Origin of the sequence: Streptomyces sp. NPDC085900, from assembly GCF_044540925.1 — a bacterium.
GTDB lineage: Bacteria > Actinomycetota > Actinomycetes > Streptomycetales > Streptomycetaceae > Streptomyces > Streptomyces gilvifuscus.
In genome coordinates this window covers 138582-161518 of sequence record NZ_JBITSP010000008.1, presented here as the reverse complement: position 1 = coordinate 161518, position 22937 = coordinate 138582, and the positions used below count along the sequence as shown (strand labels likewise).

The window sequence follows — 22937 nt, the reverse complement described above, 5'->3', positions numbered from 1 at the left end:
CATCCGTCCCTGCCTCCACCCCACGTCTTGACCCTCTCCCTGCGGGAGGGTCCAACGTCGCGGCATGAACAGCAGTGATCTCGACGGACGTCGCGCCGTGGTGGCGGGTGGCAGCAAGGGAACCGGGCTGGCGACAGCGCGCCGACTCCGGGACGGCGGGGCGGAGGTGGTCACGATCGCCCGTACGCCGCCGGAGACAGCCGACCCTCTCTTCGTCCAGGCCGACCTGAGCACCCCCGAGGGAGCCGCGTCGGCGGCTGCGGCAGTGGCCGAGCTCATCGGTGTGCCGGACATCCTCGTGCATGTCACAGGCGGCTCCCGCGCCCCGGCCGGCGGCTACGCGGCCCTGGAGGACGGGACGTGGGCGGAGGAACTTGCCCTGAATCTGCTCTCCGCAGTACGGCTGGATCGCTCGCTGGTGCCCGGGATGGCCTCCCGCGGGTCGGGTGCCGTAGTGCATGTGACGTCGATCCAGCGCCGGATGCCGCTGCACGACTCGACACTGGCGTACGCCGCAGCCAAGAGTGCGCTGGCCACGTACAGCAAAGGCCTTGCCAACGAGGTGGCGCCGAGTGGGGTGCGGGTCAACTCGGTTGCTCCCGGCTTCATCCGTACCGACGGTGCCGAGCAACTCCTCGCACGCCGGATGAGCGAGGGCGGCATCACACGTGAGACCGCCCTCGACGATCTGATGCAGGTGCTGGGCGGTATTCCGCTGGGGCGGCCCGCCGAGCCGGAAGAGGTGGCCGAGCTGATCGCCTTCCTGGCCTCGGACCGGGCGAGTGCGGTCACCGGTGCCGAGCACATCATCGACGGCGGCACCATCCGCACCCTCTGACCGGCCCCCTCTTCACACCATGGGAGAAGACCATGCAGGACGCCCAGGAGTTCGTCACGGAGTACTTCGCCGCGGCGGTCGCCTCTGACCGCGGGCGCTACTTCGCGCTCTTCGACGACGATGTCGTCGTACACGACGACGGCCGTAGCCACCAGGGGCTCGCGGCGGTACGCCGCTGGCGCACCGAGGTACCGCCCGTACGCTACGACCTCCACGACGTCACCGGCACACCGACCGCCTGCACGGCCGTCGCGGAGGTGTCCGGCGACTTCCCCGGCAGCCCGGTCACCCTGCGCTTCACCTTCGAACGCAACACACAAGGGAAGATCACACTGCTGGACATCACACCCTGATATCGAGGCCTCAGCACGGCCGGATGTGGACGACGAGGAGGACGGCGTGGCGGAACGGTGGACCATCGGCGAGTTCTCCCGGATCACTCACCTGAGCATCCGCACACTCCGCCGGTACCACGAACAGGACCTCCTCGTCCCCGCGGAGGTCGACCCCGGCACCGGCTACCGCTACTACACCCCCGCACAGATCCGCCCCGCACTGACCATCAGGCGACTGCGCGAACTCGACCTCCCGCTGGCAGACGTCCGGGACTTCCTCCGGACCCAGTCGGGCGGAACCGGCGAAGGAGGCCATGCGGCACAGCAGATCGTCGCCGCCCATCTCCGCCGGCTCGAGGACCGACTGGGCCAGACCCAGCGGGCGGTCCAGGCACTTCGGGAACTCCTGGACCCGCAGGCCGAGCGAACGGTGAACCTTGAGGTCCTTCCGCCGCAACGTGTCCTCGCGGTGACCCTCGACATCCCGCCCGGAGCCGACCTGAGCTGGTACGACGCCGCCATGACAGACCTGGACGCAGCCGTCGGAGATCGCCCGGTGCTTCCTCCTGGCGGCCGCTACCAGCACACCCTCTTCACCGACGGACACGGCCGCGCCATCGTCTATCTCCCAGCCGAGGCCCCCCTGCCGCCGGGAGCACCGTCCACCGTGAAGCTGCTCCAACTCCCCCAGCGCACGGCCGCCGTCGCCACCCACCGCGGCCCGCACGACGACATCGACCTCACCTACAGCGCCGTCGGCGCCTTCGCCTCGCACAACGGCCTGAGAGCCCAGGACCTCGTCGAGGAGATCTACCTCGTCGGACCGCGGGACACCGACCAACCGGACCGTTGGCGAACCCTCGTCGCATGGCTCGTTGACCCCGACAGCAGCCGATCGACGAGGTAGCAGCCGCGGCACCCAATGAGTCGGCCAGAGGGACAAAACGGGTACGAGCCCCATCCCGGGGACGGCGGGATGAGGCTCGCACAGTGGAGCGCCGGGCAGGCCTTGCACCTGCATTTCCCCGCAGGAAGCGGGGCGTCTTTCCTTGGACCACCAACGCGCGTCCGAAGGCCCGGAGTTGGGCGTTCGGTTCGAGACCAAGCATAGCGTGCCTGTGGCGTTAGGCGGACCGAGTGGGCTCCGGCTCCGGTCTGGTCGGCGCGGCGGTCGACGGTCCTGGCCTCAGCGGACGCGCGCCCCCGCTAGCTCCGAACCGGACGGGGTGTTGAATGCCTCCATGAATCCCGGTGGGCGTGCGGCCAGTCGTACGGCGGTGCTGGTCTGTCAGGGGCGGGCGGTAGCGGACGGGAGGGCTGCCGTGGGGCGGTTCTCGGATCCGGTGGCCGTACGGCTGCTGCGCGACGGGGAGCGTACGACCGTGGACGAGGTGCGCGCGGCTACACCGCCACAGGGTTGGCAGGCGCGCGTCGCGTACGAGGGTGTGCGGGCGTGTGCGGAGGTCGTCGTACCCCGGACGGTCGCGATCGACGACGCCCTGCGCGCCCGTGTGGCCGGTCAACTGGTGATCCTCGGTGCGGGCCTGGACACCCGAACATGGCGGCTGTCGGAGCTCGCGCGCACGGATGTGTGGGAGGTCGACCATCCGGCCTCGCAAGAGGACAAACGCGCCCGCCTGACGCAACGGGGGCCGGGGGGGAACCCGCACCCCGACACCGAACTGCGGGCCGTTGCGCGGTCGGTGCGGTTCACGCCGGTCGATTTCGCCGTGGCCGACCTGGGCGCGGCGTTGGACGCCGCCGGCCACGACCCGACCGCGCCGACGACCTGGCTGTGGGAGGGCGTCGTCCCGTACCTCACACGTGAGCACGTACGCGCCACGGTGGCCGCACTCGCCACCCGGTCGGCCTCGGGCAGCACGCTCATCGTCAACTACCAGGCCCCGTCGGCCAAGGCGGCCGCGGGGAGGCTTCTGACACGCCTGCTCGGCAGTTCCCTCACATCGGGCGAGCCGTGGCTGTCGCTGTGGAGACCGGAGCAGATGGCCGCGCTGCTCGCCGAGCACGACCTCCGGGTGGTTGCGGACGACACCCTCCTCACCTTCACGCAAGGCCTCGGCGGCCCGGTACGGGGACGGTCATCGTTGCGGTCGGGGCGGGTGGCGGTCGCGGAGCGCGGCTGAGTGCCGGGGGGAAGGGCCCACATACCGCGCTTCATGATTCGCAGTTCTGCGGCTTCGACAGGGAGCGTGCCGATCCCGCACGAATGCAATGCGGGCTGGATCGCCGGCTACCACGACCAGGTGACCACCGTCAGGCGTCTCTGCCGGCCGGCCCCTTGATCTCGGTGGGCCGAATAACCCGGTGGAGCGACGGTCTACGGCTCGCAGTGGACGCAGAGGCCCTACGCATACCGATCGACGTGACTTCGAACGGTTGAACGATAAGCCCGGCCGTGGATCACCCGCATGCGGAAGGCGGTGACACGCTCCTCATAGACCCCGCGAGGCGTGATCATCTTTGACCCGTGCGCAAGGGCACGGTCCGGCCTCCGCTGCGTACCACTGCGGGATCACCGCGGCAATGCGACAGTGAAACCATGAGCCGTCACCGACGCCCGCCTCGGCGGGCCCCGTGGATAGCGGGCGGCGCCGCCGTTCTCGTACTCGGCGGCACCGGGACGTGGCTGTTGCTGGAATCGGACGGGAACACACCCCACTCAGCGGCGACGGCTCCGAGCGCATCCACCTCAAGAGCGGGACCGTCGGAAACACCCGAGCAGCCGCGCACCCCCACCTCAGCGCCTTCGACGCCGCCGGCGACACCCACGCCGACCGCGCGTACCACATCCCATTCCCCCAAGCCGGCGCCCTCCACGCACCGCCCGACGACTCCCCCGGGGGCGATCGGCCCGCATACGACCCAGTCAGCGCCGCCGACGCACACAGCCCCTCCGCCCACACGTCCTCAGCCGACGACGCGGCCCTCCGAGACCACGACACAGCCGACGTCGACCGCCTCGGCGCCGCCCCCGAGGCCGTCGACGTCAACGCCTCACCCGGCAAGCAGTGGGCCGGTCACCACCACGTGGTACACGTCCCCTGCCGCTGTCGCCGCCGCACAGCGCATGGCCCTGGCCGAAACCGTCGGCGACCCCGCATGTTCCCTGGCCTCGGCAGGTCCGCCCGACCCCAGCCTCGTACCCCCCGTGGCCCGGATCGGAATCGGCAACTCGGGGAACTACTGGTGCCTGATCTGGTGAAGGGGGCAAGCTCAGGACGTCACGTCATTTCGCGAGCGGCGAGTCGGGGACCCGGCGTGACTGGGGAGCTCGTGTGTTGAGGTCGTGGCCGCCGGGGCCATGGCCCCCGCGATCCACCGCGCCCCTGCTCGACCATCTGCGGGCCCAAAGGCCCGTCAGCGTGCTGACGGGCCCGCAGGTGCAGCGAGTTCAGGCGTACAACCGCACCGAGTTAGTGGGAGTGAGGTCTGTCCACAGCCCCGTCGAGCAGTTGTTGCCGATGTCCCAGGCAACGCTGCCCGTGGCGTTGTATCCGGTCCAGCCCTGCACACGTGCGCGGCCGGTCTGGCAATTCACCACGGTGTACTCACCGACGAGGTTCTGCACGTTGTACGTGCCGTAGTAGTAGAGGTTGTAGACCTTCGGGTGATTGGAACTGCCGTCCCAGATATCGCCCTTGTAGATGCAGACATAACCCGAATTGCAGGCGACGGTCTGCACGGAATGCGGGGACGCGGACGCGGGCATCGCCGATGCGATGGCCACGGGCGTGGTCAGCCCGAAACAGGCCAGCAGTGCGATGAGTATTCGACGCATGCGAAATCTCCTGACGAAGTGTGTTTCATCAGCGGCACTGCGGGACGTGCGGCTTCCATTGGGACGGTGATCCGGTCGTCACGTACCAGTCGTTGATGTAACCGCTGTCGCTGTCGAAATCGAGCGCGAACCAGTAGTGGTCACCGTGGCCGTCCGCGTCACCGTCCCCCGTGGTCCAGCACGCCAGCATCATGGTGTCGCCGTTGTGGTAGCGGTGCCCGGTCGTACCCGATGCGTAGGTCGGCCCGTTGTGGGAGGCCAGGTAGGAACCGGCGGAGATGCCGGTCACGGATGCGCACCACACGGTATGCCCGTCGTGATCGCATGCCCAGCCGGCGGCCGACGCCGGCGTGGCGACCGCACAGACCGCGGCCGCCGCCAACGCCACTGCGCCGACCGATGCGGCGGCGCGACGGGAAGCGAGCCCTTTGTTCAACTGCCTCAACATGTGCCCTGCCCTTTCAGAGCGGCCGTTTTCACGTCGCCTGAACTTAGGTGTGGGCAGGGGCGGATGCCACCATTTCCATGACCGTCGAAGCGTCCGAGGAGTGACCGGGGCTGTCCTGTCTCACGAGGGGGATGCGGAGCTCGACGTCGGGCTGGTTGTGGGGTCCGGGGCGAGGTCGAAGTGGAGCCGGTGGCCTCGGACGTCCTTGGTGGCCAGCAAGTTGACTTCGACGGTGTAGCCGACAACATCCTCGAAGCGGCCCCCGGGCGTCGGCCGTGAACCGGAGAGCCGGAAGTGGAGGACGGTGCTGCTGCGCGGGTCCAGGGTGAGCGGGATCGCGGCGGAGAGGGACGGGGAGTCCTCGGATTCGTTCTGCATCCGGGTGGCGATCTCGCACCATCGGTCGCGGTAGTGGATCTGGAGACCGCCGCTGAATGTGGGGATCCTCTGGGGGCCGCTGATGGTGAAGGCGAGCGAGGCCCGACGAGTGGTCCGTGGAGTGGGATTGGTGACGGTGATGTCGAAGCGGGCCGGCCGTCCCCCGGGCGCGACTGCCTTGTCGAGGCGGGAGAGCCGCCCGAGGCGGGCCGGCGAGGCGACCTGGCCCGGTGGGATGCCGGAACCGCCCCCGGTCTTAGGGCAGCCGGAGGCGCCGGCCCGGAGGGCGCCGGAGGTGGCGGACGTCTTTGTGGCAGTGGAGCTGCCGCAGCCGGTCAGGGCTGCGGCGAGCAGGAGCAGCGCGACGGCCGACGCGGCAGATGTGCGTCGACTGCCCGTTGTTGATGCGAACCCGAGGGACACCTCTGCCACGTCCTTGGTCAGTGATCCATGGTCGATCGGTGTGCTGAGGCGTCAGACGTCCAGTGCCGATGGTCGGTTCCGTCGACAGAGACGGCGGCTTCAATCGCTTCCAGTCGGCCTGAACAGGCAGGCGACCTCATCCGCTAGGCCCTCCTGGCTCAACAGGTAATTCCTGAGCGGTCTAAAGGCTGTGTCAAAGTTCACACCCTACAGATGAAATCGCCCGGCGAGAAGCGGGCAGCCGCTCAATTCGGGTCAGGTCGAAAGGTTGGCGTCGTTCCTTCGGCATCCCTAGATTCGGTGAAGTCAACCAACAGGGTCTCTTCAAGGAGAGTTTGACTATGACCGAAAACCGCGGCGGAAGCCGTCGGACATGGGTGCGTGGCATGGTGGCAGTCGCCACCGGCTTTTCGGCCGCCCTCACCATGGCTTCCACCGCCGACGCAGCGACACACAGTGCCGGGACCGCCGCAGCGGCGGCGGCCAGCTGCCCGTACAAGTACTTCTGCGCCTACCCGGGACCGAATTTCACCGGTACTCCCATCCTCATGTACAACTGCACCGAATACGACATGCCGTGGTCGAGTCTGGGTTCGTGGATCAACAACCAGACCCCGGGAACCCGCGCGCAATTCAGGAGCTCCGACCACGTGACCCGCTGGAGGGATGACGGTGCCTATGACACGGACGCCTCCGCCGACTGGTCATGGGTTTGGTATGTGAAGCCCTGCTGAGAGACGTACGGGCCATCGGCGACAGGGGGCTCCCCGCCATCGGGTGCCCCCAGCACGTCTTCCTCACGCGTGGACGGCTCACCCCCAGGAGACAGGGCACGACTGACAGAGCAACGGCCCTGTTGGGCGTACCTGCGGCGCCGAGCATCCGGCGCATGATCCCGTGAGGTCTCTCGTGCGGCCGGCCCCGCTCGCCGATCGCGGGCCGGATGGCCGTCAACGGCGGCGCTTCAGCCGCGAGTTGGGATGCTCAGCAACCGGCGGAGGGAGGCCGTCATGCTGGTGACGAACGTGTCGCGGGTCGGGCTGTCGACGTGGTCCAGGGACAGATACGGATTGAGGTCTTCCAGCTCGACCAGAAGCAGGTCACCCTCCTGGGTGCGGCAGGCGTCCACGCGTTGGATGCCGTGTTCGAGGGTGTTCCAGTCGATGAAGCGGCGGGCGAAGTCGAGGTCCGCTTCCGTGGGCAGGTAGGGCTCAAGGAGCCAGCGCCGGTCGGGGTCGGGCGCGTACAGGGCGTACTGGAAGACATCGTCCACGTAGTAGAAGGACACCTCGTAGCGGAAGTCGATGCGAGGCTGGACCAGGATGTCGCCGTAGGCGAGGGTGGCCAGCCGCTCCTGGGGCACGAAGCTGAGGCCGATGGAGTCCGCCCCTGCCTTCGGCTTGACCACGAATTGGTCGGCCCCGGGCAGGCGGCCGAGGTCCTGGAGCCGGTCGATCGTCGGGATGACCGGGTATCCGGCTGTGGTCAGGTCCAGCAGGTACTGCTTCCCGACCATGTCGGCCCGGCCGGTCAGCGGGTTGTACACACGCGTGCCGCGCGCTGCGGCCTGGCTCCGGAAGGCGTCGTATTCCTTCTGGTAGTGCACCACCGGACCGCTGTTGCGTACGACGGCCGCATCGAAGCCGTCCATCAGAGCGGCGGCGTCCAGCGGATGGCACAAGGCGATGTCGAAGTCGTTGCGTAGCCGCGAGGACAGGAAGATGTCCTCGTCGCAGTAGCGCCGCCCTCGCGCCTCGTAGGCGAGATCGGTCACGAACAGAACGCTGGGGCGGCTGAGCACTGAACATCTCCTGGGTCGGGTGACCACCAACCTACCCAGACCGCGGAGCCACCCGTACCGGCCGGCCCTTCTCCGCCTCGGGGCACCTTCGCAAGGTTTCCGCAAGGCGCGTGCCTCAGTGTTCGGTGGGCAGCGCGGAACGCGGCTGAGCGGCACCGAGGTGTCGATGCGCCTCATTCGGCGGAGTCTCGGCCCGTCCAGCGCTGCGGTAGCCCCCCACCCGTAGTCACTCAGAAGGAAATCAAGTGAAGAAGCCTCGCATGGGCCGCGTGGTCGCGGCTCTGGCCGTCCTGACCAGCAGCGGCGCCATAGCCTTCGTCCCCTCGTCGGTGGCCTCTGCCACCGAGGACGACTGCGACGGCATCGGCGTCATCGGCGTCTTCCGCGCCGTCGAGTCCGGAGCCTCGTTCGACTTCAGGGGCCGCCGCGTCGAGTTGCAGAACGAGTCGGCGCTCGACCGCTACAGTCGTGCGGAGATCAAGTCCGGCCGCAAGTCCGGCGACCGGCTGTGGGTCGACCGCAGCTATCGCTCGTTCCCCGACTTCAAGGGCATCGTCAGCGACCAGCAGGCGAAGAGCGACGGCTGGAAGATGTGCGGCCCCTACACCGGCAGCCGCACTCAGTCCGTCTTCAATTCCAACTACGCCGCACGCGCATGTGGAGAGTTCGACGGCATCACCAAGTGCGGTAAGTGGTACGTGGACTGAGGTGCGCCGAGGGCGGGGCACCGAGATGCTGCCCCGCCGTCTGACCGCGTCCCGACCGCATCCCGCTAGGCCGCCGTCTGTCGTGCGTGGTCTCTGGTCGAGTTGCGCGGGCCCCGGCGGCCCCGCCTGGGTGGCGAGGCACGCCCCCCGCCTCAGATCCGGCCACCGGTCAGACGCGTGATCGGACCTTGCGTGCGGTGACCCGCGCGGCGGCCCGCCAGGTAGGACGTGGCGCCCAGCACCGACACGCCGGCACCCACACCTGCGGCCAGGATCTTACGATGAGCGATCACCGTCCACGCCGTCTTGGCGAGGGCAGCGGCCTGCCCCGAGGCGTCGATGACGGCCTGGCGGCCCGCTTGGACCCGCTCGGCCGCGCTGCTCACAACGGCGGTGCCGGTGCCTGCCGCACGCTCGGCCACACCCACGGCTGCTGAGCCCGCGTCACCGGACTTCTCGGCGGCCTTGTCCGCCGCCTGCGACGCGGGGGCAGTCGCCTTCGCTGTGGCCTGCCTGGCCTTGGCGGTAGCGCTTCGTTTGGATTGGGAATCTTGATTCGTGCCACTGTTCGATTGATTCATGTACTGCGCGTTGCCGCTCGCGCCGACGGCAAACACACGTCGGCATGGCCGTAGACCCGGAAATGCTGGGACCACGGCCGTTCTCGTCCCTTAGGAGACTTACCTGGTTTGCCGGCCCAGCTGTGGCCGCCTCCCCTCATCTGGAAGGCCTTGTCCCGCAGTTGGAGGACGTCCGGCTCGCGTGCGTGCTTGAACGCGCCGGCGTGGACCGGGTTACCGACGGAGGTGACCGCCGCCGCGACCTGCTCGCCGGCCGTCTACGTCACCGGCGACCGAGCTCGGCGGCACAGCTGCCCGGTGCCGGTCACGGATGGAACCGCCACCGGCCCTCGGAAAGGACATCCACCTTGCCGTCCCTGACGCGAACTGCCGTCTCGTCGTCGATGAAGTAGATCGGGAAGTCCGCCCGCGCGACGATGCGATCAGCCCAGGCGTCGTCCCGCTCGGGGAAGTCGGGCGAGTACAGGTGAGGCTTGAGGTACCAGTCGAAGAGGCCGAACGGCGGGTGCACGGTCGTCGCACCCAGGACGTGCAGATCCGTGGTGTCGCCGATGACGTCGGCGGAGTGTTCGGTGAGGTGACGGCTGAAGATCATGGATCCGGCACTGACCCCCACGTAGACCCGGTTCTCCAGTGCCTCCAGGAAGCCGTCGGTCAGGCCGTTGCCGGTGATGCTGCGGGCGAGGTGGTAGTGATTGCCGCCCTCGACATAGATGACGTCGGCGTTCAGCAGCCGGTCGAGCACTGTCTGCCGGGGCAGGCCGTTCAGCTCAAGGATGTCGAACTGCCGCCAGCCGAGGCCGTACAGGCGGTTCATGTCGGCGACCATCCATCCGTGGTCCCCGGGCTCGGCGACTGAAGCCGTGGGAACGAACACGACGTTCGCCGATCCGAACGGTTTGCCCAGCATGTCCCGCAGTGCGTCCCGCAGTGTCTCGTTGCGCAGGCCACTCGCCGTCAGCAGAAAGTTCATCGGGCGAGCCAAGCATGACTGAAGGGCCCGTGCAACGAGCCCGGGACGGGCGCAGATCATTCGAGTGCGGTCGAGCGAGGCAGCGTGGACCGCATCGGCAAGAGCGTGAGCACGGCTGCTCACGCCCGCTGTCCGTCCGCAGCCCGAGTGGCGCGCGACCTACGGTGCACTCCCCCGCGTCTTCGACCCGGCACGGGGTGCGTCGGCGTTCCAATCGAGGCGCAGGATGGCGAGGTCGTCGGTGTGCCGGCTGGCGTTGAGGGTGCGGGTGCGGGCGATGAGATCGTCCAGGTGCGTTCCGGGGTCGGCTGTGGGGAGCGTCTCGATGATGCGGAGGAGGCCGTCCACGCCGAGCCGTGTGGTCGTGTCGCCCGCGTAGCCTTCGATGAGACCGTCGGTGTAGGCGATGAGCGCGCCGCGGGGCGGAAGGGCGAGTTTGGTCGCGGGCCACTTGCCCAGGCCGGGTGCGATGCCCAGTGCGACTCCGTGTGCGGCGGTGACCTCGCCGGCTCCGTCGGGGGTGATCAAGAGGGGTTCGTGGTGGCCGGCCAGGTGCAGGGTGAGGCTGGCCTCGTTCGGGTCGAGGGTGATGAGGGTACAGGTGGTGAACAGGTCGCTGCCCGCACGTTCGGCGATGTGGATCTTTTCCAGCAGGTGGAGCAGCTGCTGGTTGCGGTGGCCGCCGAGGGTCAGTGCGCGCCAGGCTATGCGCAGGCACACGCCGAGTGCCGCGGCGTCGGGTCCGTGGCCGCTGACGTCGCCGATGACGGCGTGGACCTGTCCGTCGTCGGTCTGGACGACGTCGAGAAAGTCGCCGCCGAGCAGGGCCTGTGCCCGCCCGGGGTAGTAGCGGCTGGAGGTGGTGACGGTCGTGGAGGACAGGAGGGGTTCGGGCAGCAGGCCGCGTTCGAGGCGCGCGTTCTCCTCGGCGCGCAGCCGGCCGATCTGCAAGGCGGCGTTGGCGCGTTCGGCCTGCTTTCGCTGAACGGCGTAGCGCACGGCGCGCTGCACCAGATCGGGTTCGACCTTGCCCTTGATCAGGTAGTCCTGGGCACCTGCCGCGAGGGCGTCGACTCCGGCGCGGGGTTCGTCCAGGCCGGTCAGGACGATGATGGCGGCATCGGTGTCGGTCTGGATCGCCTTGACCGTCTCCACCCCGGACGCGTCCGGCAGGTGCAGGTCGAGCAGAACGCAGTCGACGGCACGTGCGGCGAGCACGCGGCGCGCGTCGGCGGCCGTACGGCACCGGGTGAGGGTGTGCGGCAGATCGGTGTCGTAGAGGAGTTCTTCGACCAGGAGGGCGTCCCCGTCGTCGTCCTCCACCAGCAGCAGGTCGTACGACCCGTCGCGGCGGCCTGGGACCGGGGCGGTCACGGCTGCCTCCTGTCCACATCCCCCGTCGAGGCTGCGGCGGCTGTCTCGGCCGTTGCAGCGGTCTCGGCGATCATGGCGGGAAGGGTGACGAGGACGCGGGTGCCCAGCCTGTAGTCGGGGTCGATCTTGATCGTGCCGCCGTGGAACTCCACGACCTTCTTGCACATGGCCAGGCCGATACCTGTTCCGGGGTAGGCGTCCTTGGTGTGCAGTCGCTGGAAGAGGACGAAGATCTTCTCCTGGAACTCCGGCGCGATGCCGATGCCGTTGTCGGTGACCGCGAACTCCCAGACGCCGTTGTCGGACGCGGCGCTGATGTGAATGCGGGGCGGCCGATCGGGGCTGCGGAACTTGATGGCGTTGGACAACAGGTTCTGCCAGAGCATGCCCATCTGCGTCGGGTCTCCGACGACGGTGGGCAGGGTGTCGTGGGTGATCTCGGCGCCGCTCTCCTCCACGGCCACGCTCAGCGTGTCCAGGGTTCGGCTCAGCACCGCTTCGAGGTCCACGGTCTGGTGGTCGTTGTGGACGCGGCCGACCCGGGAGAAGGCCAGCAGGTCGTTGATGAGGGTCTGCATGCGGTTGGCGCCGTCGACGGCGAAGGCGATGTACTGGTCGGCCTTCGCATCCAGCTGCCCTCCGTAGCGGCGTTGGAGGAGCTGAGTGAAGCTGGACACCTTGCGCAGTGGTTCTTGCAGGTCGTGAGAGGCGACGTAGGCGAACTGCTCCAGTTCCGTGTTCGATCGCTTGAGGTCCTCCGCCTGCTCGTCCAGCAGCCTGCGGGCCGCCTCGCTGAAGCGCAGCTCTTCCACCAGCCGCAGGCGCATGGCCTCCAGGTCGGAGGCGAGCCGACGTAGATCGGCGGGGCCTGCACCTGTGAGGGAACGGTCGAAGCGCCCCTGCGCGACGTCGCGGGCTGCCGCGCCGAGCGCGCTCAGGGGCCCGGTGACGCCACGGCGCAGGCCCTCGAAGACGAGCCCCGCGACCATGACGATGACGGCGGCGATGATGGCGAACATCCAGTTGCGCAGGGTTTCCGCCCGGCGCAGATCGCGGGTTGCCGCCGTCCGTTCGGCCTGCAGGTGGGTCTGTTGGTCGGCCATGGCTCGACGCAGTGCGTCGAACGCGGTCTTGCCCTCGGCAGCGCGTGCCGTGGAGATCTGAGCTGCCTGGCTGGAGGAGGCAGCTGAAACGGGGCGGGCTATTCGCTCCTGCCAGGTGCTGATGCGCTTCTCCACCTCGGCCAGGTCGTCGAGGGCTCGTTCGTCGTCGCCGAGCAGGGGCCGCAGACGCTTGATGGCCGCCTTCTGGTCGGACACGCCCTGTGCGTAGGGCTGCAGGAAGTCCTGCTGGCCGGACAGGCCGTAGCCGCGGATGCCGGTCTCCTGGTTGACCAGGGCTTCCTCAACCCGGATGGACTCGATCAGAGCGGGCGAGCGCCGGTCCGTCAGCAGAGCCGTGGTCTGTGAGGTGCGCCACATGGCCCAGCCGCCCAGGGATCCCAGTACCGCCAAGACGGCCAGCGTGGTCGCCACGCCCACTCGAAGCCAGCGTCGCGTGGTCCACGCGGAGAACGCTGTCTCGCTGTGCGACGGCTTACTCGTCATCGCGGTCCACAACTCTCCCTCGGCCAGCCATCCAGGTCGCGCCGTGACGCGCGGCCAGCACACTTTACCCGTGGCTTCGACAACGCGTGTTGTCCCATCCGAGATCGACGTCTTAGGGTGATGCCATGCCCGGTCCCTCTGCAGCATCCCTTCCGCCGAACGAGGACATGGCCGCGATGCTGACTCAGCTTGTGGAGGAGCTCACCCGAAAGCTGATGCAGGAAAGACCTGGTCCGTCGGCAGAACCCGCCGCCGAGGCGGCCGACGACTTGCGTCGACATGCTCTGCTGCGACTGCAGATCCTCGCAGGTGTCAAACTGGCCGTACGGCGCCTCGAGGACCAGGCCGCCCACGCCGCGGCCGCCGGCGGAGCCGGCTACCCCGAGATCGGCCGTGCCCTGAGCATGAGCCGGCAGGGTGCCCGGCGTCGCTGGCCCGGCCTGATCACCAACAACACCGCCCGCCCAGCCCCTCGTCCCACCCCCTGGAGTTCGTGACTCATGGCCGCTGCCGCCGCAACCCGCCCCTACGACGTGCTGCTGGTCGAGGACGATCTCGCCGACGCGATGCTGATCCAGGACGCCCTCGCCGAACGCGGCACCCGCAACCTCACACAGGTCTCCGACGGCGTCGAGGCCCTGGAGTACCTGCGCGACCCTGACAACGAGCGCCCCGACCTCATCGTGCTCGACCTCAACATGCCGCGTATGAACGGGCGTGAATTCCTCGCCGTGGTCAAGGAGGACCCCGACCTGCGGACCATCCCGGTCGTCGTCCTGACCACCTCAGCCGCCCCCGACGACGTCACCGGCGCCTACCACCACCACGCCAACGCCTACGTCACCAAGCCGGTGAACCTGGAGGACTTTGAGGCCGCGGTCCGCAGCATCGACGCCTTCTACCTCGACATCGCCGTCAAGCCGCCCAAGGAGTAGGGCAAGCGGTGCGCGGCCGGGGCGTTCCGTCCCGGCCCCCCGGGCGCGCAGCGAACCCTAAGGCCTTGTCAGCCGACTGACGGGCACCTGCGCCGTGACGGCGCGCCACTCCAAGCGCGTCCACGTCTTCCGGGGCACCGGTCGTCGCCGCGATCCGTCGCTGACTCCGCGACCGATACACCCTGGCAGTCAGAGTTGCGGCAGCCGATCGGCCTCCGTCGGAGATCGTCGCTCCTCGATCCAGAAGAGATAGGTCCGGAGGTGCGCAGCCAGCTCACCGTCGAGGTATGCGGCGTAGTTCTCGGCCGCCGAGGCCACCCCTTGCCCCGCCTTCGCGTCGTCGGCCTCCCAATCGGCTCGCCGACTCACCAGGTACTCCCTGGATCGAAGTAGGGCTCCGCGGCAGAAGGTTAGCCAGGCTCCGAGCGAACACCGAACGCTCCGTGGTCCCACGGCGCACGAGCGCCATCTGCCGCATCATCCACCGGGTCAACGGTCCACGGCGGGCAGGTGGACCAAGCCGGTGTCCTTCATGATGCGGTCGACGGTCTCGTTCAGGGGGCTGTCGGCGCCGATGACGGTCTCGATACCCCCGGGCAGCAGATCGTGCGCCCGGTACCAGTCGCGCAGTTGGGTCGCGTCGACGTCGTCGGCGATCGGCTTGGTCGCATGCCGGGCGAGGGTTTCGCTGAACGGCACGTCCAGGTAGTAGCCGTGGGTCGGGCCGCGGTGGTCGGCGCGCAGCTGGGTGAGCATGTCGCCGTAGTGGTCGGCGTAGAGGAGGCCTTCGACCACGACGTGGAATCCGGCGTCCAGAGCGTAGCGGGCGGTCAGGTCGATCAGGCCGATGTTCGCCGCTCCGGGCCGGTCGCGCTCTCTCAGCACGATGCGGCGGAGGTTGTCCTGACTGACCAGGGCCAGGCCGCGGCCGAACCGCTCGCGCAGGCCGGCCGCGACGGACGACTTACCTGAGGCGCTGTTGCCGCGCAGCATCACCAGACGAGTTTCTTCGGTACCCACCCTCACGGCGGTCACGATATCGGCGGCTGTCGGCAGTGCCGGGAATGACGTCGGCAAGGATGACCTTTTCCTCTTCGTCGAGAGGTCGCAGCGCAGCCGACAGCGAGGTGCGCACAGGCAGAACGCGGAGGCGTGCGCTCTAAGTTCAGCTGGAATACACGCCGTTTCAAGATCGTGTCGGCAGAGTTCCGCCTCGTGTCTACCTCACACTCGCGTGCCGCCGTCGCCTCCGTGTGCGCCACGGCTCTGACGCTTTCAGGACTGCTCGTCACAGGGGTGGTCGCCGCACAGCCGGCGGCCGCCGCGGACCCGGTCGGCTACCAGAATGTTCGGATCAACGAGGTCACCTCGTCGAACAGCGACACGGTGGAGCTGTACAACACCGGCTCCGCTGCGGTGAGCATCAGTGGTTGGAAGATGTCCGACGACAGTTTCTCGCCGCAGACGTTCAGCCCGTCCTCGAGCACGATCCCTGCAGGCGGCTTTGTCGCTTTCAACTCGCCCAAGGGACTTGGCGACTCGGACAAGCTGGTGATCTACACGACCAGCGGCACGGTGGTCGACCGCGTCGAGTGGGCCACCGGCGGGGCGAAGCCGGCGATGGCGCGTTGTGGCGGCGACGGCACCGGGGCGTGGGTGACCACGACCAGCGCGTCCACGTTCGGCGCCGCGAACGCCTCGGCCTGCCCGTCGTCGATACCGGCGTCGAGCCGGGTACGGATCAACGAGGTCACCTCGGACAACGCGGACACCGTGGAGGTGTACAACGGCGGAACGAGCGCGGTCAGCATCGGATCGTGGAAGTACGTCGACAACGACACCGCCCACTCCCCCGTCTCGATCTCGTCCTCCTCGCCGAGCGCGACCACCATCCCCGCGGGAGGCTACGTCACCTTCGACTCCGGCCTCGGGCTCGGCGACAACGACTCGCTCTTCCTCCTGGACGGCAATGGCAACGCCGTCGACTCGGTGACCTGGACGACCGGCGGGGCCAAGCCGTCGGACGAACGCTGCGCCAACGGCACCGGCTGGTTCAAGACCTCCACGACAGCGACGCTCGGCGGCGCGAACTCGTGCACGGGCAGCAGTGGTGGCGGCGGTACCGACGGCCAACTTCTGGGCGGAGGCGGCTCGCTCACCAGCGGCTGCACCCCGGAGGCGCCCTCAGGTACGGGTTCCGTCCCTTCGGGCACCCTGGCGTGGCCGGGCGGTGCGGACGTGACGATCGCCGACGACGTCTGTGCCTTCACCACGTCGACCGGCCCCGAAGGACGAGACGTGAGCGGCCTGGCGTTCGACCCGGCGAACCCGTCGGTGCTGTGGGCCGCCAAGAACAAGAACTGGCTGTACAAGCTGGTCAAGAGCAACGGCAAGTGGGTCCCTGATGCGTCGTGGAGCGCGACCGGTAAGCAGATTCGGTTCGCCGGTGGCACCGGCCAGCCCGACTCCGAGGGCCTGACGGTCGGCGCCAACGGCCACATCTACGTGACCTCAGAGCGTGACAACGCCAACAACACGGTCCCCAAGGACACGATCATGGAGTTCGATCCGACCGCGACCGGATCGACCCTGACGCCGATCCACCAGTGGGACATGACCTCGCAGTTCCCGCAGCTCAACACGGGCAGCAAGGACGACGCCAACCTGGGCTTCGAGGGCGTCGGCTACGTCCCGGACAGCTGGCTCACCGCGAACGGCTGGGTCGACCCACTCACCGGCGCCGCCTACGACCCCGCGAACTACCCGCTGCACGGTTCGGGCCTGTTCTTCGCCGGCCTGGAATGGGACGGCACACTCCACGTCTACGGACTCAACTCCGACGGTACGTTCACCACGTTCGGCACGATCGTGATCGGAAAGGTCTCCGTGATGGACGTGACGTTCGACGCCGGAACCCAGCGCCTCATCGCGACGTGCGACAACACCTGCGGCGAGACCCACACCTTCATGAAGGTCAACGCCGGCGGCGCGATCGTACCGGACGTGACCTACACGAACCCGACCGTCATGCCCACCGACAACCTGGAGGGCTTCGCGATCGCACCGCCGCAGACCTGCGTCAACGGCTTCCGCGAGGCGGTGTGGAGCGACGACGGCATCTACGGCTTCGGCTCCGGCAGCTCCTCCTACGGACACGCCATCTACAGCGGCACCTTCCCCTGCTGATCCTGCCGATCTTGGGAAGCGGCCCCAAGCGTGCGCCGTATCCAAGGTGAGGCACCCGAGCAGTACGCAGCAAGGAAGCTCCCGGCAGTCGGCCACGGCCGATACCACCGGCCGGCTACCGGGAGCTTTCGCGTACACGGTCCAGCGAGGGGTGGACGACAGCACCTTCAGCCGCCCCGCATGCGCCAAACTCAGCTCACAACCCCGTCCGACGGCCCCGGCTTCGTCATCCGTCCATGCTCGGGCGGCTGATCTCCGGCCCGAACCGCTCCTTGTACGCCGACGGAGTGATGCCGGTTTCGCGGCGCATCAGCATCCGCAGATTGGCCGCGGTGCCAAGCCCGCTGTGCCGCGCCACCACTTCGAAGCGGTGCTCGCCTCGCTCGATCAACCGGCATGCCAGGGCGAGTCGTTGAGTTGTGAGCCACGCCAGCGGTGTCGTTCCCAGCTGAGCCCGGAAGCGGCGATGCAGCGTCGCCGAACTGACCGACGCACGTGCAGCAAGGTCGGAGACCGTGAGTGGTGAGTCCAAGCGCTCTTGGGCCCACGCCAGGACAGGCGCCAGCGACTCGTCCGGCAGTTCGGGGATGGGTCGCTCCACGAACTGCCGCTGCCCTCCGTCGCGGTGCGCGGCGAAGACCAGCCGCCGGCTCACGGAATTGGCGATCTCCGCGCCGTAGTCGCGCCGAACCACATGCAGCCCGAGATCGAGTGCGGCCGCACTCCCCGCAGCGGTGAGGATGTCGCCGTCGTCCACGAACAGCACGTCGGATTCGAGGTGGACGGAGGGGAAGCGGGCCCGGAAGGAGTCCGCCCACTGCCAGTGCGCGGTGGCCCGGCGGCCGTCGAGGACTCCGGCCTCCGCCAGTGTGAACGCGCCGCTGCAGAAGCCGATCAGCCGGGCACCGCGTGCGTGCGCCCGTCGGACGGCATCGAGCACGGCGGGGCGGCGGGGCACCTCGACGTCCGGGCGGTTGGGGACGATCAAGGTGTCCGCCGCGTCGGCCGCCGTCAGATCGGCGACTCCCGTGAGCGTGAAGAACCCGTCTCGCATCAGGGTGCGCGGCTCCGGAGAGCAGAGCCTGAAGTCGTAGAGGTCGCGACCGATCTCCGGTCTGCGGAGACCGAAGACCTCGGTCGCGCAGCCGAGTTCGAAGGGGTTCGAGTTCTCGTCCACGATCACGACGACCCCATGAACGTCCGCCGCGTGAACACGGTGCGAGGATCTTTGCGCCATATGCAATTCCTAGCACTCACGCCGCCCATGTGAAAGCGTTCAGGATGAGCCCATGACCAACGAACCGATCTCCCTGAGCAAGGCCCTGGCCTCCTTCGACGCGCTGTGGAGCCCCCGCATCGTCATGCGCGTCAACGACTACGACGTCCGCATCGCCAAGGTCCAGGGCGAACACCTCTGGCACGTCCACGACGACACCGACGAGTTCTTCCTCGTGCTCGACGGGGAGCTGCACATCTCGGTGCGCGAGCCCGATGGCGAGCGCACGGTCGTCCTCCCCCAGGGGGCGGTCTTCACAGTCCCCCGAGGCACGGAGCACAAGCCGTACGCTCCGTCCGGCGCCGCAATCCTCATGTTCGAGCCCACCGGCACACCGACCGTGGGCGATCGCCACGACGAGATCCCCGACCATGTGGACGCGACGACCGGGCATGAACTCAACGCTTGACCGTCCGCCCGCGTTCGCTTCGGGTCCCCGGGGCGCGAGACCCTCGTAGGCGACGAGGTGGCCTGCGGACTGCTTTCCGACGTCGCCCCAGCAACAGCAGGACGTGCTCCAGGACCTTGGTGTGGCGAGCCGGCAGCGTCTGGTCAGGCAGACCCCTCGGCGGCGTAGTAACCGTGGCTCATCCGGAACCTCATGGGGCCCGTGCCCTCTGCTTGGATGTGCCCGATCAGCATCGACCGCAGCGACTGGGGCAGTTGCTTGCCGTGCGCCGCGGTCCATTCCAAAGACGCGAAGAGTTCGGCTGCGCCGTCGAGTTGGGCCGGACTCGGCGGGCGCGTGGTGAGCGCGGTGAGGATGGCATCGGGATCTTCGTCGAGCAGCTGTTGCTGGACCGCTATGTCGTACCACTTCAGGCCGCCGGTGGGCTCCCTGGTGGGAACGCCGGCCCATGCCATCAGGACGCGGATCCGCTCGATGTGGTCGGGGTAGTCATGCTGGACGAGTGCAGCGAGCCGCGCCTCGGCTACGCGAAGCCGACCTGACCAGGCTTCCAGTTCAGGCCCGGGCGGGTCGCAGACGTCCGTGGCCGCATCGCGTAGCCCGGCGGGCGCGGCCCGGAGCCAGCGAAGCCGACGCTGATCCCCCTCAGCCTTTTGCGCGGCCAACTGCTCCTGAACCGCTTGAGATCTGGTCAGGCCTCGCTCGGCCAGCCACTCGGTGAGGGCCGGCCCATCGCGCAGGTCGGCATCGCAGTCGCCGATTCCTCGAAGGCCGGATTGGTGGTGCAGCGTCCAGCACGCGATCAGTCGGCCAACTGTGTCGTAGACCATGATCGTCGGCCAGCCGTTGCATCGGCACCGGTCGCCGGTGCCGCCGTCCACAATGGCCAGCAGGTCGGTCAAGTCGGCAATCGCGGCACCGCTCACCACGATCCGAGCCACCTCGGCGGAGTCCGCCTCGGCAGGAGATGCCTCGGCGATCACGACGCGCCCAGCGCGGTCGAGTACATCGCGCAGACGCACTGTCGTCGGAGCGCCTTCATCCATGCCCGTGGTTCCCTCGCAGATCACAGTGAGTGAGGATACGGCGCGGGTTCGGAGGCGGCTCGCGAGTTTCAACGGACCGACTGCAGCCAGCCCTTGAGGTGGGAGGAATGCCTACGGCAGCAACCGAGGGCAGCCTTCGGTTTGATGCCTCTAGTCAAAAAGATCGCGGATCTGTCAGGCCGGCTACCTACGCTGAGCCCCGTCCGCACTACAAGGGAGAAACATGACAAGCAGGTTCACCGAGTTGACCGTTGACTGCCGTGATCCGGAAAGGCTCGCGGCCTTCTGGTGCGAGGTCCTGGACTTCAAGGTGATCGACCGGGGCGAGGGCAAGGTCGAGATCGGCTCTTGGGAGCCAACCGTCGAGGACATCCGGGCCCGCCAGATGCCGCCCACCCTGGTGTTCATCCATGTGCCTGAGGGCAAGACCGTCAAGAACCGGCTTCACCTCGACGTCAGCCCGATCGACCGCAGCACCGAGGACGAGGTGACCAGACTGCTCGCTCTCGGCGCCGTCAAGGTGGACGTGGGCCAGGGCCCGGACCGGAACTGGGTGGTCATGGCTGACCCCGAGGGCAACGAGTTCGACGTCGTGCGCACCTTGGCGCCGTAGGACGAGGCCTGTATTGGGGTCATTCAACCCAACCCACGCTCTCGCGGCCCACCGCCGACGACGGCGTCCGCCAGGATCGCAGCCTGGCTTTCCGTTGTATGTAGTGTGCGGACATGACAAGAAGCGAGCGGCTCGCGGAGCAGTTGGACTGGCACTGGCGCACGAACCTGCGACCACGGCTGGACGGCCTCACCGATGAGGAGTACTTCTGGGAGCCGGTGCGCGACTGCTGGAGCGTCCGCCCGCGTGGCACGTCGGCCGCACCGATGTCGGAAGGTTCGGGGGCGTGGGCGATGGATTTCGCGTCCCCTGGCCCGGTGCCGGCACCGGTGACCACGATTGCCTGGCGGCTGGCACACATCATCGTCTCGTGCCTGGGCTATCGGGTCGGATGGTACTTCGGCGGCCAGGACGTCGACTCCGAGACATTCGCCTACGCGGGGACCGCTGACGAGGCGCTGAAACAGCTCGATGAGATGTACGGGAGATGGAACGCGGGGGTCCGTGCGCTCTCCGACGCCGACTTGGAGAATCCGCCCGCGGTGGGTCCTGAGCGGTTTCCCATGGAGAACAGGGTCCTGCACGTCAATAGGGAGCTGATCCATCACGGCGCTGAGATTTCCCTGCTGCGCGACCTCTTCCGCTGGCAGGACGGAGCCGTGCCGCGCCGGACATGACCTGCCGCTGACCGGCGCTCGTCGCTTCGGAAAGCTGCGTGGGCTCCATGTCGCTCGTGGCTCGTGCCTCCTCAGCCTGGCAGTCTGCCGGTCGGCGCGTCGGGCCGATGAGTTTGCCGGCCGCCTGAGGTCTTTCTTGTGACGAGCTCGCCGCGTCGGCGGATCGGGAACAGCCGGATCCAGTCGTCGTGGAAGCAATGGAGGCCAGGATGAACGACCCGATTCGGCTGTATATGTCGATGTCGCTCGACGGCTACATCGCCGGCCCGGACGATCGGCCGGGGCAGGAGCTCGGACGCGACGGAGGACGGCTCTTCAACTGGCTCGACGACCGGCACTCCGACGGTCCGAGCGGCCAGGTCTACCGCGAGGCGCTGGCGTCCGGCGCGCTGATCTCCGGCCGTCGGACATTCGAACTGGCCGGGCGCTGGCAGGGCGATCACCACGACGGCGTGCCGATCTTCGTGCTGACCCACCATGTGGATGACAGGGACGTGCCGCCCGGCCACGCGTGTTTCGTCACCGACGTCGAGGACTGTGCCCGCCAGGCTCGCGCAGCGGCAGGTGACCGGCCGGTCATGGTTCATGGGGCGGGGGCGGCCCAAGCGCTTCTGCGCGCCGGGCAGCTGGACGAGATGGAGATCCACCTGGTTCCTGTGCTCCTCGGGGCCGGCCGACGGCTGTTCGAGCACCTGGGCAGTGACCACATCGAACTCGACCTCGTCCGACGGCTCGAGGATCGGGACGTCACGCACCTGCGCTACCGGGTGCGCCGGCCCGAGGAGGCCGCGTGAAGACGCTCTTCGTCTCCTACCGCGTCACCGACCTCGACCGCTCGCTCGGTTTCTACACCGCCTTGGGCTACGCCGAACTGGGGCGGGTCGACGGCGGCGACGGGGCGCGTCTTGTGATCCTCAAGTTCCCCGACGAACCCGCGGCCTCGCTCGAACTGGTCCACCGTCCCGACGACGGACCGGTCGACGTGGGCAGCGGTTTCGACCACCTCGCGATCCAGGTCGACAGCCTCGCCACCGCTCTCGAGACGCTGACCGAAGCCGGCCTGAGGCCCGAGCCTGTGCAGTATCCGGGCGGTCCTCACGGGCCGAAGACCTCGTGGCTCACGGACCCGGACGGCTACCGGATCGAGTTGGTGGAGTGGCCGCCCGGACATCCCGACGGCATCACCGCAGCAGACTTCGCCTGAGCGCCGGCATGGCCTGCGGAGCAACGAAGCTTCACTCGGCACGACCGCGGTGTCGACCCCGGCATCGGCCCCGGGTCGACCGCGTCGGCGCCGCTTCGTCGCGCGCGGTGTCACAGCAGCAAGGGCAGTGCCGTAAGTGCCGCTCCGCTCGCGCCGAGGGCCGCCAGCAGCGAGCCCGGCCAGTTGCCCGACTCGGCGTAGGTCAGCAGGCCCGCCAGCAGTCCCGCCACGACCGAGGCCAGCAGGATCAGGGCCCAGCGCAATGACAACCGCTCCGGCGGTGGCGTGGGCGAGGTCGGTTCGGGCATACGGCTCTCCTGCGACTGC

At 68.4% G+C, this 22937-nt stretch carries 27 protein-coding genes; 14 read left to right on the top strand and 13 right to left on the bottom strand.

All coding sequences use genetic code 11. The features are described 5' to 3' along the window. Nucleotides 1-64 precede the first annotated feature (64 nt). The 4 genes from ACIGDI_RS27215 to ACIGDI_RS27200 all read left to right on the top strand — a co-directional run bounded on the left by ACIGDI_RS27215 (nucleotide 65) and on the right by ACIGDI_RS27200 (nucleotide 3317). The gene (locus ACIGDI_RS27215) at nucleotides 65-838 is read left to right on the top strand and encodes an SDR family oxidoreductase (RefSeq protein ID WP_399901611.1); all 774 of its coding nucleotides are present in this window, start codon (nucleotides 65-67) and stop codon (nucleotides 836-838) included. Nucleotides 839-870: 32 nt separating this feature from the next. Further along, the gene (locus ACIGDI_RS27210; protein WP_399901608.1) at nucleotides 871-1191 is read left to right on the top strand and encodes a nuclear transport factor 2 family protein; all 321 of its coding nucleotides are present in this window, start codon (nucleotides 871-873) and stop codon (nucleotides 1189-1191) included. A gap of 46 nt (nucleotides 1192-1237) precedes the next feature. Then, nucleotides 1238-2080 carry a MerR family transcriptional regulator gene (locus ACIGDI_RS27205; RefSeq protein ID WP_399901606.1) on the top strand — a complete coding sequence of 281 codons (843 nt, stop codon included), beginning with the start codon at nucleotides 1238-1240 and terminating at the stop codon, nucleotides 2078-2080. A 334-nt stretch (nucleotides 2081-2414) separates the two neighbouring features. Next, the gene (locus tag ACIGDI_RS27200) at nucleotides 2415-3317 is read left to right on the top strand and encodes a class I SAM-dependent methyltransferase (protein WP_399901604.1); all 903 of its coding nucleotides are present in this window, start codon (nucleotides 2415-2417) and stop codon (nucleotides 3315-3317) included. Nucleotides 3318-4585: 1268 nt separating this feature from the next. Here ACIGDI_RS27200 and ACIGDI_RS27195 read toward each other — a convergent pair. The 3 genes from ACIGDI_RS27195 to ACIGDI_RS27185 form a co-directional block, all read right to left on the bottom strand. Next, nucleotides 4586-4972, bottom strand: coding sequence for a hypothetical protein (locus tag ACIGDI_RS27195; protein WP_399901601.1), 387 nt, complete (start codon nucleotides 4970-4972; stop codon nucleotides 4586-4588). Between the two features lie 28 nt (nucleotides 4973-5000). Then, complete coding sequence (locus ACIGDI_RS27190; protein WP_399901599.1) at nucleotides 5001-5261, bottom strand: hypothetical protein; 261 nt, start codon at nucleotides 5259-5261, stop codon at nucleotides 5001-5003. Nucleotides 5262-5540: 279 nt separating this feature from the next. Next, nucleotides 5541-6230, bottom strand: a complete 690-nt coding sequence (locus tag ACIGDI_RS27185) for a hypothetical protein (RefSeq protein WP_399901596.1) — start codon at nucleotides 6228-6230, stop codon at nucleotides 5541-5543. A 332-nt stretch (nucleotides 6231-6562) separates the two neighbouring features. Between ACIGDI_RS27185 and ACIGDI_RS27180 the strand changes: the two genes are divergently transcribed. Then, entirely contained in the window at nucleotides 6563-6955 is a 393-nt protein-coding gene (locus ACIGDI_RS27180) for a peptidase inhibitor family I36 protein (protein ID WP_399901594.1), read from the top strand. A 230-nt stretch (nucleotides 6956-7185) separates the two neighbouring features. Here the strand turns inward: ACIGDI_RS27180 and ACIGDI_RS27175 are convergent, their stop codons facing one another. Then, complete coding sequence (locus ACIGDI_RS27175) at nucleotides 7186-8001, bottom strand: hypothetical protein (protein ID WP_399902242.1); 816 nt, start codon at nucleotides 7999-8001, stop codon at nucleotides 7186-7188. 266 nt (nucleotides 8002-8267) lie between these two features. On the opposite strand from ACIGDI_RS27175, the gene ACIGDI_RS27170 reads away from it, so the two are divergent. Then, nucleotides 8268-8729: a hypothetical protein gene (locus ACIGDI_RS27170; protein ID WP_399901591.1), complete on the top strand. Its 462-nt coding sequence runs from the start codon at nucleotides 8268-8270 to the stop codon at nucleotides 8727-8729. 152 nt (nucleotides 8730-8881) lie between these two features. Here ACIGDI_RS27170 and ACIGDI_RS27165 read toward each other — a convergent pair whose 3' ends face one another. The 4 genes from ACIGDI_RS27165 to ACIGDI_RS27150 form a co-directional block, all read right to left on the bottom strand. Further along, nucleotides 8882-9346, bottom strand: a complete 465-nt coding sequence (locus tag ACIGDI_RS27165) for a hypothetical protein (protein WP_399901588.1) — start codon at nucleotides 9344-9346, stop codon at nucleotides 8882-8884. Between the two features lie 268 nt (nucleotides 9347-9614). Next, nucleotides 9615-10283 carry a Type 1 glutamine amidotransferase-like domain-containing protein gene (locus ACIGDI_RS27160; RefSeq protein ID WP_399902240.1) on the bottom strand — a complete coding sequence of 223 codons (669 nt, stop codon included), beginning with the start codon at nucleotides 10281-10283 and terminating at the stop codon, nucleotides 9615-9617. Between the two features lie 159 nt (nucleotides 10284-10442). Then, entirely contained in the window at nucleotides 10443-11657 is a 1215-nt protein-coding gene (locus ACIGDI_RS27155; protein WP_399901585.1) for a PP2C family protein-serine/threonine phosphatase, read from the bottom strand. Next, on the bottom strand, nucleotides 11654-13264 hold the full coding sequence (locus ACIGDI_RS27150) for an ATP-binding protein (RefSeq protein WP_399901582.1): 1611 nt from the start codon (nucleotides 13262-13264) through the stop codon (nucleotides 11654-11656). The genes ACIGDI_RS27155 and ACIGDI_RS27150 overlap by 4 nt, the downstream gene beginning before the upstream one ends. 176 nt (nucleotides 13265-13440) lie before the next feature. Between ACIGDI_RS27150 and ACIGDI_RS27145 the strand changes: the two genes are divergently transcribed. Beyond that, nucleotides 13441-13761, top strand: coding sequence for a hypothetical protein (locus ACIGDI_RS27145; RefSeq protein ID WP_399901579.1), 321 nt, complete (start codon nucleotides 13441-13443; stop codon nucleotides 13759-13761). 3 nt (nucleotides 13762-13764) lie between these two features. Next, a complete protein-coding gene (locus tag ACIGDI_RS27140; RefSeq protein WP_058927601.1) occupies nucleotides 13765-14199 on the top strand; it encodes a response regulator in 435 nt (144 codons plus the stop codon). Nucleotides 14200-14388: 189 nt separating this feature from the next. Here the strand turns inward: ACIGDI_RS27140 and ACIGDI_RS27135 are convergent, their stop codons facing one another. Both ACIGDI_RS27135 and ACIGDI_RS27130 read right to left on the bottom strand, forming a co-directional pair. Next, nucleotides 14389-14568, bottom strand: a complete 180-nt coding sequence (locus ACIGDI_RS27135) for a hypothetical protein (RefSeq protein WP_399901576.1) — start codon at nucleotides 14566-14568, stop codon at nucleotides 14389-14391. Between the two features lie 120 nt (nucleotides 14569-14688). Continuing rightward, complete coding sequence (locus tag ACIGDI_RS27130) at nucleotides 14689-15234, bottom strand: AAA family ATPase (protein WP_399902237.1); 546 nt, start codon at nucleotides 15232-15234, stop codon at nucleotides 14689-14691. Nucleotides 15235-15414: 180 nt separating this feature from the next. Here ACIGDI_RS27130 and ACIGDI_RS27125 point away from each other — a divergent pair, with 180 nt between their 5' ends. Beyond that, nucleotides 15415-17385: a lamin tail domain-containing protein gene (locus ACIGDI_RS27125; RefSeq protein ID WP_399901573.1), complete on the top strand. Its 1971-nt coding sequence runs from the start codon at nucleotides 15415-15417 to the stop codon at nucleotides 17383-17385. A gap of 226 nt (nucleotides 17386-17611) precedes the next feature. Here ACIGDI_RS27125 and ACIGDI_RS27120 read toward each other — a convergent pair whose 3' ends face one another. Continuing rightward, complete coding sequence (locus tag ACIGDI_RS27120) at nucleotides 17612-18622, bottom strand: GlxA family transcriptional regulator (protein WP_399901570.1); 1011 nt, start codon at nucleotides 18620-18622, stop codon at nucleotides 17612-17614. 52 nt (nucleotides 18623-18674) lie between these two features. Between ACIGDI_RS27120 and ACIGDI_RS27115 the strand changes: the two genes are divergently transcribed. Beyond that, nucleotides 18675-19070 carry a cupin domain-containing protein gene (locus ACIGDI_RS27115; RefSeq protein WP_399901567.1) on the top strand — a complete coding sequence of 132 codons (396 nt, stop codon included), beginning with the start codon at nucleotides 18675-18677 and terminating at the stop codon, nucleotides 19068-19070. A gap of 143 nt (nucleotides 19071-19213) precedes the next feature. Here ACIGDI_RS27115 and ACIGDI_RS27110 read toward each other — a convergent pair whose 3' ends face one another. Further along, nucleotides 19214-20116 (bottom strand): hypothetical protein, encoded by a 903-nt coding sequence (locus tag ACIGDI_RS27110; protein ID WP_399901564.1) that lies wholly within the window; start codon nucleotides 20114-20116, stop codon nucleotides 19214-19216. A 223-nt stretch (nucleotides 20117-20339) separates the two neighbouring features. Between ACIGDI_RS27110 and ACIGDI_RS27105 the strand changes: the two genes are divergently transcribed. The 4 genes from ACIGDI_RS27105 to ACIGDI_RS27090 all read left to right on the top strand — a co-directional run bounded on the left by ACIGDI_RS27105 (nucleotide 20340) and on the right by ACIGDI_RS27090 (nucleotide 22610). Then, a complete protein-coding gene (locus ACIGDI_RS27105) occupies nucleotides 20340-20729 on the top strand; it encodes a VOC family protein (RefSeq protein WP_272175999.1) in 390 nt (129 codons plus the stop codon). Between the two features lie 113 nt (nucleotides 20730-20842). After that, a complete protein-coding gene (locus ACIGDI_RS27100) occupies nucleotides 20843-21406 on the top strand; it encodes a DinB family protein (protein WP_399901561.1) in 564 nt (187 codons plus the stop codon). Between the two features lie 209 nt (nucleotides 21407-21615). After that, nucleotides 21616-22200, top strand: a complete 585-nt coding sequence (locus ACIGDI_RS27095) for a dihydrofolate reductase family protein (protein ID WP_399901558.1) — start codon at nucleotides 21616-21618, stop codon at nucleotides 22198-22200. Next, nucleotides 22197-22610 (top strand): VOC family protein, encoded by a 414-nt coding sequence (locus tag ACIGDI_RS27090; RefSeq protein ID WP_399901556.1) that lies wholly within the window; start codon nucleotides 22197-22199, stop codon nucleotides 22608-22610. The genes ACIGDI_RS27095 and ACIGDI_RS27090 overlap by 4 nt, the downstream gene beginning before the upstream one ends. Before the next feature lie 110 nt (nucleotides 22611-22720). Here ACIGDI_RS27090 and ACIGDI_RS27085 read toward each other — a convergent pair whose 3' ends face one another. Continuing rightward, on the bottom strand, nucleotides 22721-22918 hold the full coding sequence (locus ACIGDI_RS27085) for a hypothetical protein (RefSeq protein WP_399901554.1): 198 nt from the start codon (nucleotides 22916-22918) through the stop codon (nucleotides 22721-22723). Between the last annotated feature and the right edge of the window lie 19 nt (nucleotides 22919-22937).

Excerpts from the sequence above, each read along its gene's own strand:
- ACIGDI_RS27145 (WP_399901579.1), top strand. The coding sequence starts at position 13,441 with ATGCTGACTCAGCTTGTGGAGGAGCTCACCCGAAAGCTGATGCAGGAA.
- ACIGDI_RS27120 (WP_399901570.1), bottom strand. The coding sequence starts at position 18,622 with ATGGCGCAAAGATCCTCGCACCGTGTTCACGCGGCGGACGTTCATGGG.
- ACIGDI_RS27215 (WP_399901611.1), top strand. The coding sequence starts at position 65 with ATGAACAGCAGTGATCTCGACGGACGTCGCGCCGTGGTGGCGGGTGGC.
- ACIGDI_RS27105 (WP_272175999.1), top strand. The coding sequence starts at position 20,340 with ATGACAAGCAGGTTCACCGAGTTGACCGTTGACTGCCGTGATCCGGAA.
- ACIGDI_RS27085 (WP_399901554.1), bottom strand. The coding sequence starts at position 22,918 with ATGCCCGAACCGACCTCGCCCACGCCACCGCCGGAGCGGTTGTCATTG.
- ACIGDI_RS27115 (WP_399901567.1), top strand. The coding sequence starts at position 18,675 with ATGACCAACGAACCGATCTCCCTGAGCAAGGCCCTGGCCTCCTTCGAC.
- ACIGDI_RS27210 (WP_399901608.1), top strand. The coding sequence starts at position 871 with ATGCAGGACGCCCAGGAGTTCGTCACGGAGTACTTCGCCGCGGCGGTC.
- ACIGDI_RS27180 (WP_399901594.1), top strand. The coding sequence starts at position 6,563 with ATGACCGAAAACCGCGGCGGAAGCCGTCGGACATGGGTGCGTGGCATG.
- ACIGDI_RS27140 (WP_058927601.1), top strand. The coding sequence starts at position 13,765 with ATGGCCGCTGCCGCCGCAACCCGCCCCTACGACGTGCTGCTGGTCGAG.
- ACIGDI_RS27095 (WP_399901558.1), top strand. The coding sequence starts at position 21,616 with ATGAACGACCCGATTCGGCTGTATATGTCGATGTCGCTCGACGGCTAC.
- ACIGDI_RS27200 (WP_399901604.1), top strand. The coding sequence starts at position 2,415 with ATGAATCCCGGTGGGCGTGCGGCCAGTCGTACGGCGGTGCTGGTCTGT.
- ACIGDI_RS27150 (WP_399901582.1), bottom strand. The coding sequence starts at position 13,264 with ATGACGAGTAAGCCGTCGCACAGCGAGACAGCGTTCTCCGCGTGGACC.
- ACIGDI_RS27110 (WP_399901564.1), bottom strand. The coding sequence starts at position 20,116 with ATGGATGAAGGCGCTCCGACGACAGTGCGTCTGCGCGATGTACTCGAC.
- ACIGDI_RS27195 (WP_399901601.1), bottom strand. The coding sequence starts at position 4,972 with ATGCGTCGAATACTCATCGCACTGCTGGCCTGTTTCGGGCTGACCACG.
- ACIGDI_RS27100 (WP_399901561.1), top strand. The coding sequence starts at position 20,843 with ATGACAAGAAGCGAGCGGCTCGCGGAGCAGTTGGACTGGCACTGGCGC.
- ACIGDI_RS27160 (WP_399902240.1), bottom strand. The coding sequence starts at position 10,283 with ATGAACTTTCTGCTGACGGCGAGTGGCCTGCGCAACGAGACACTGCGG.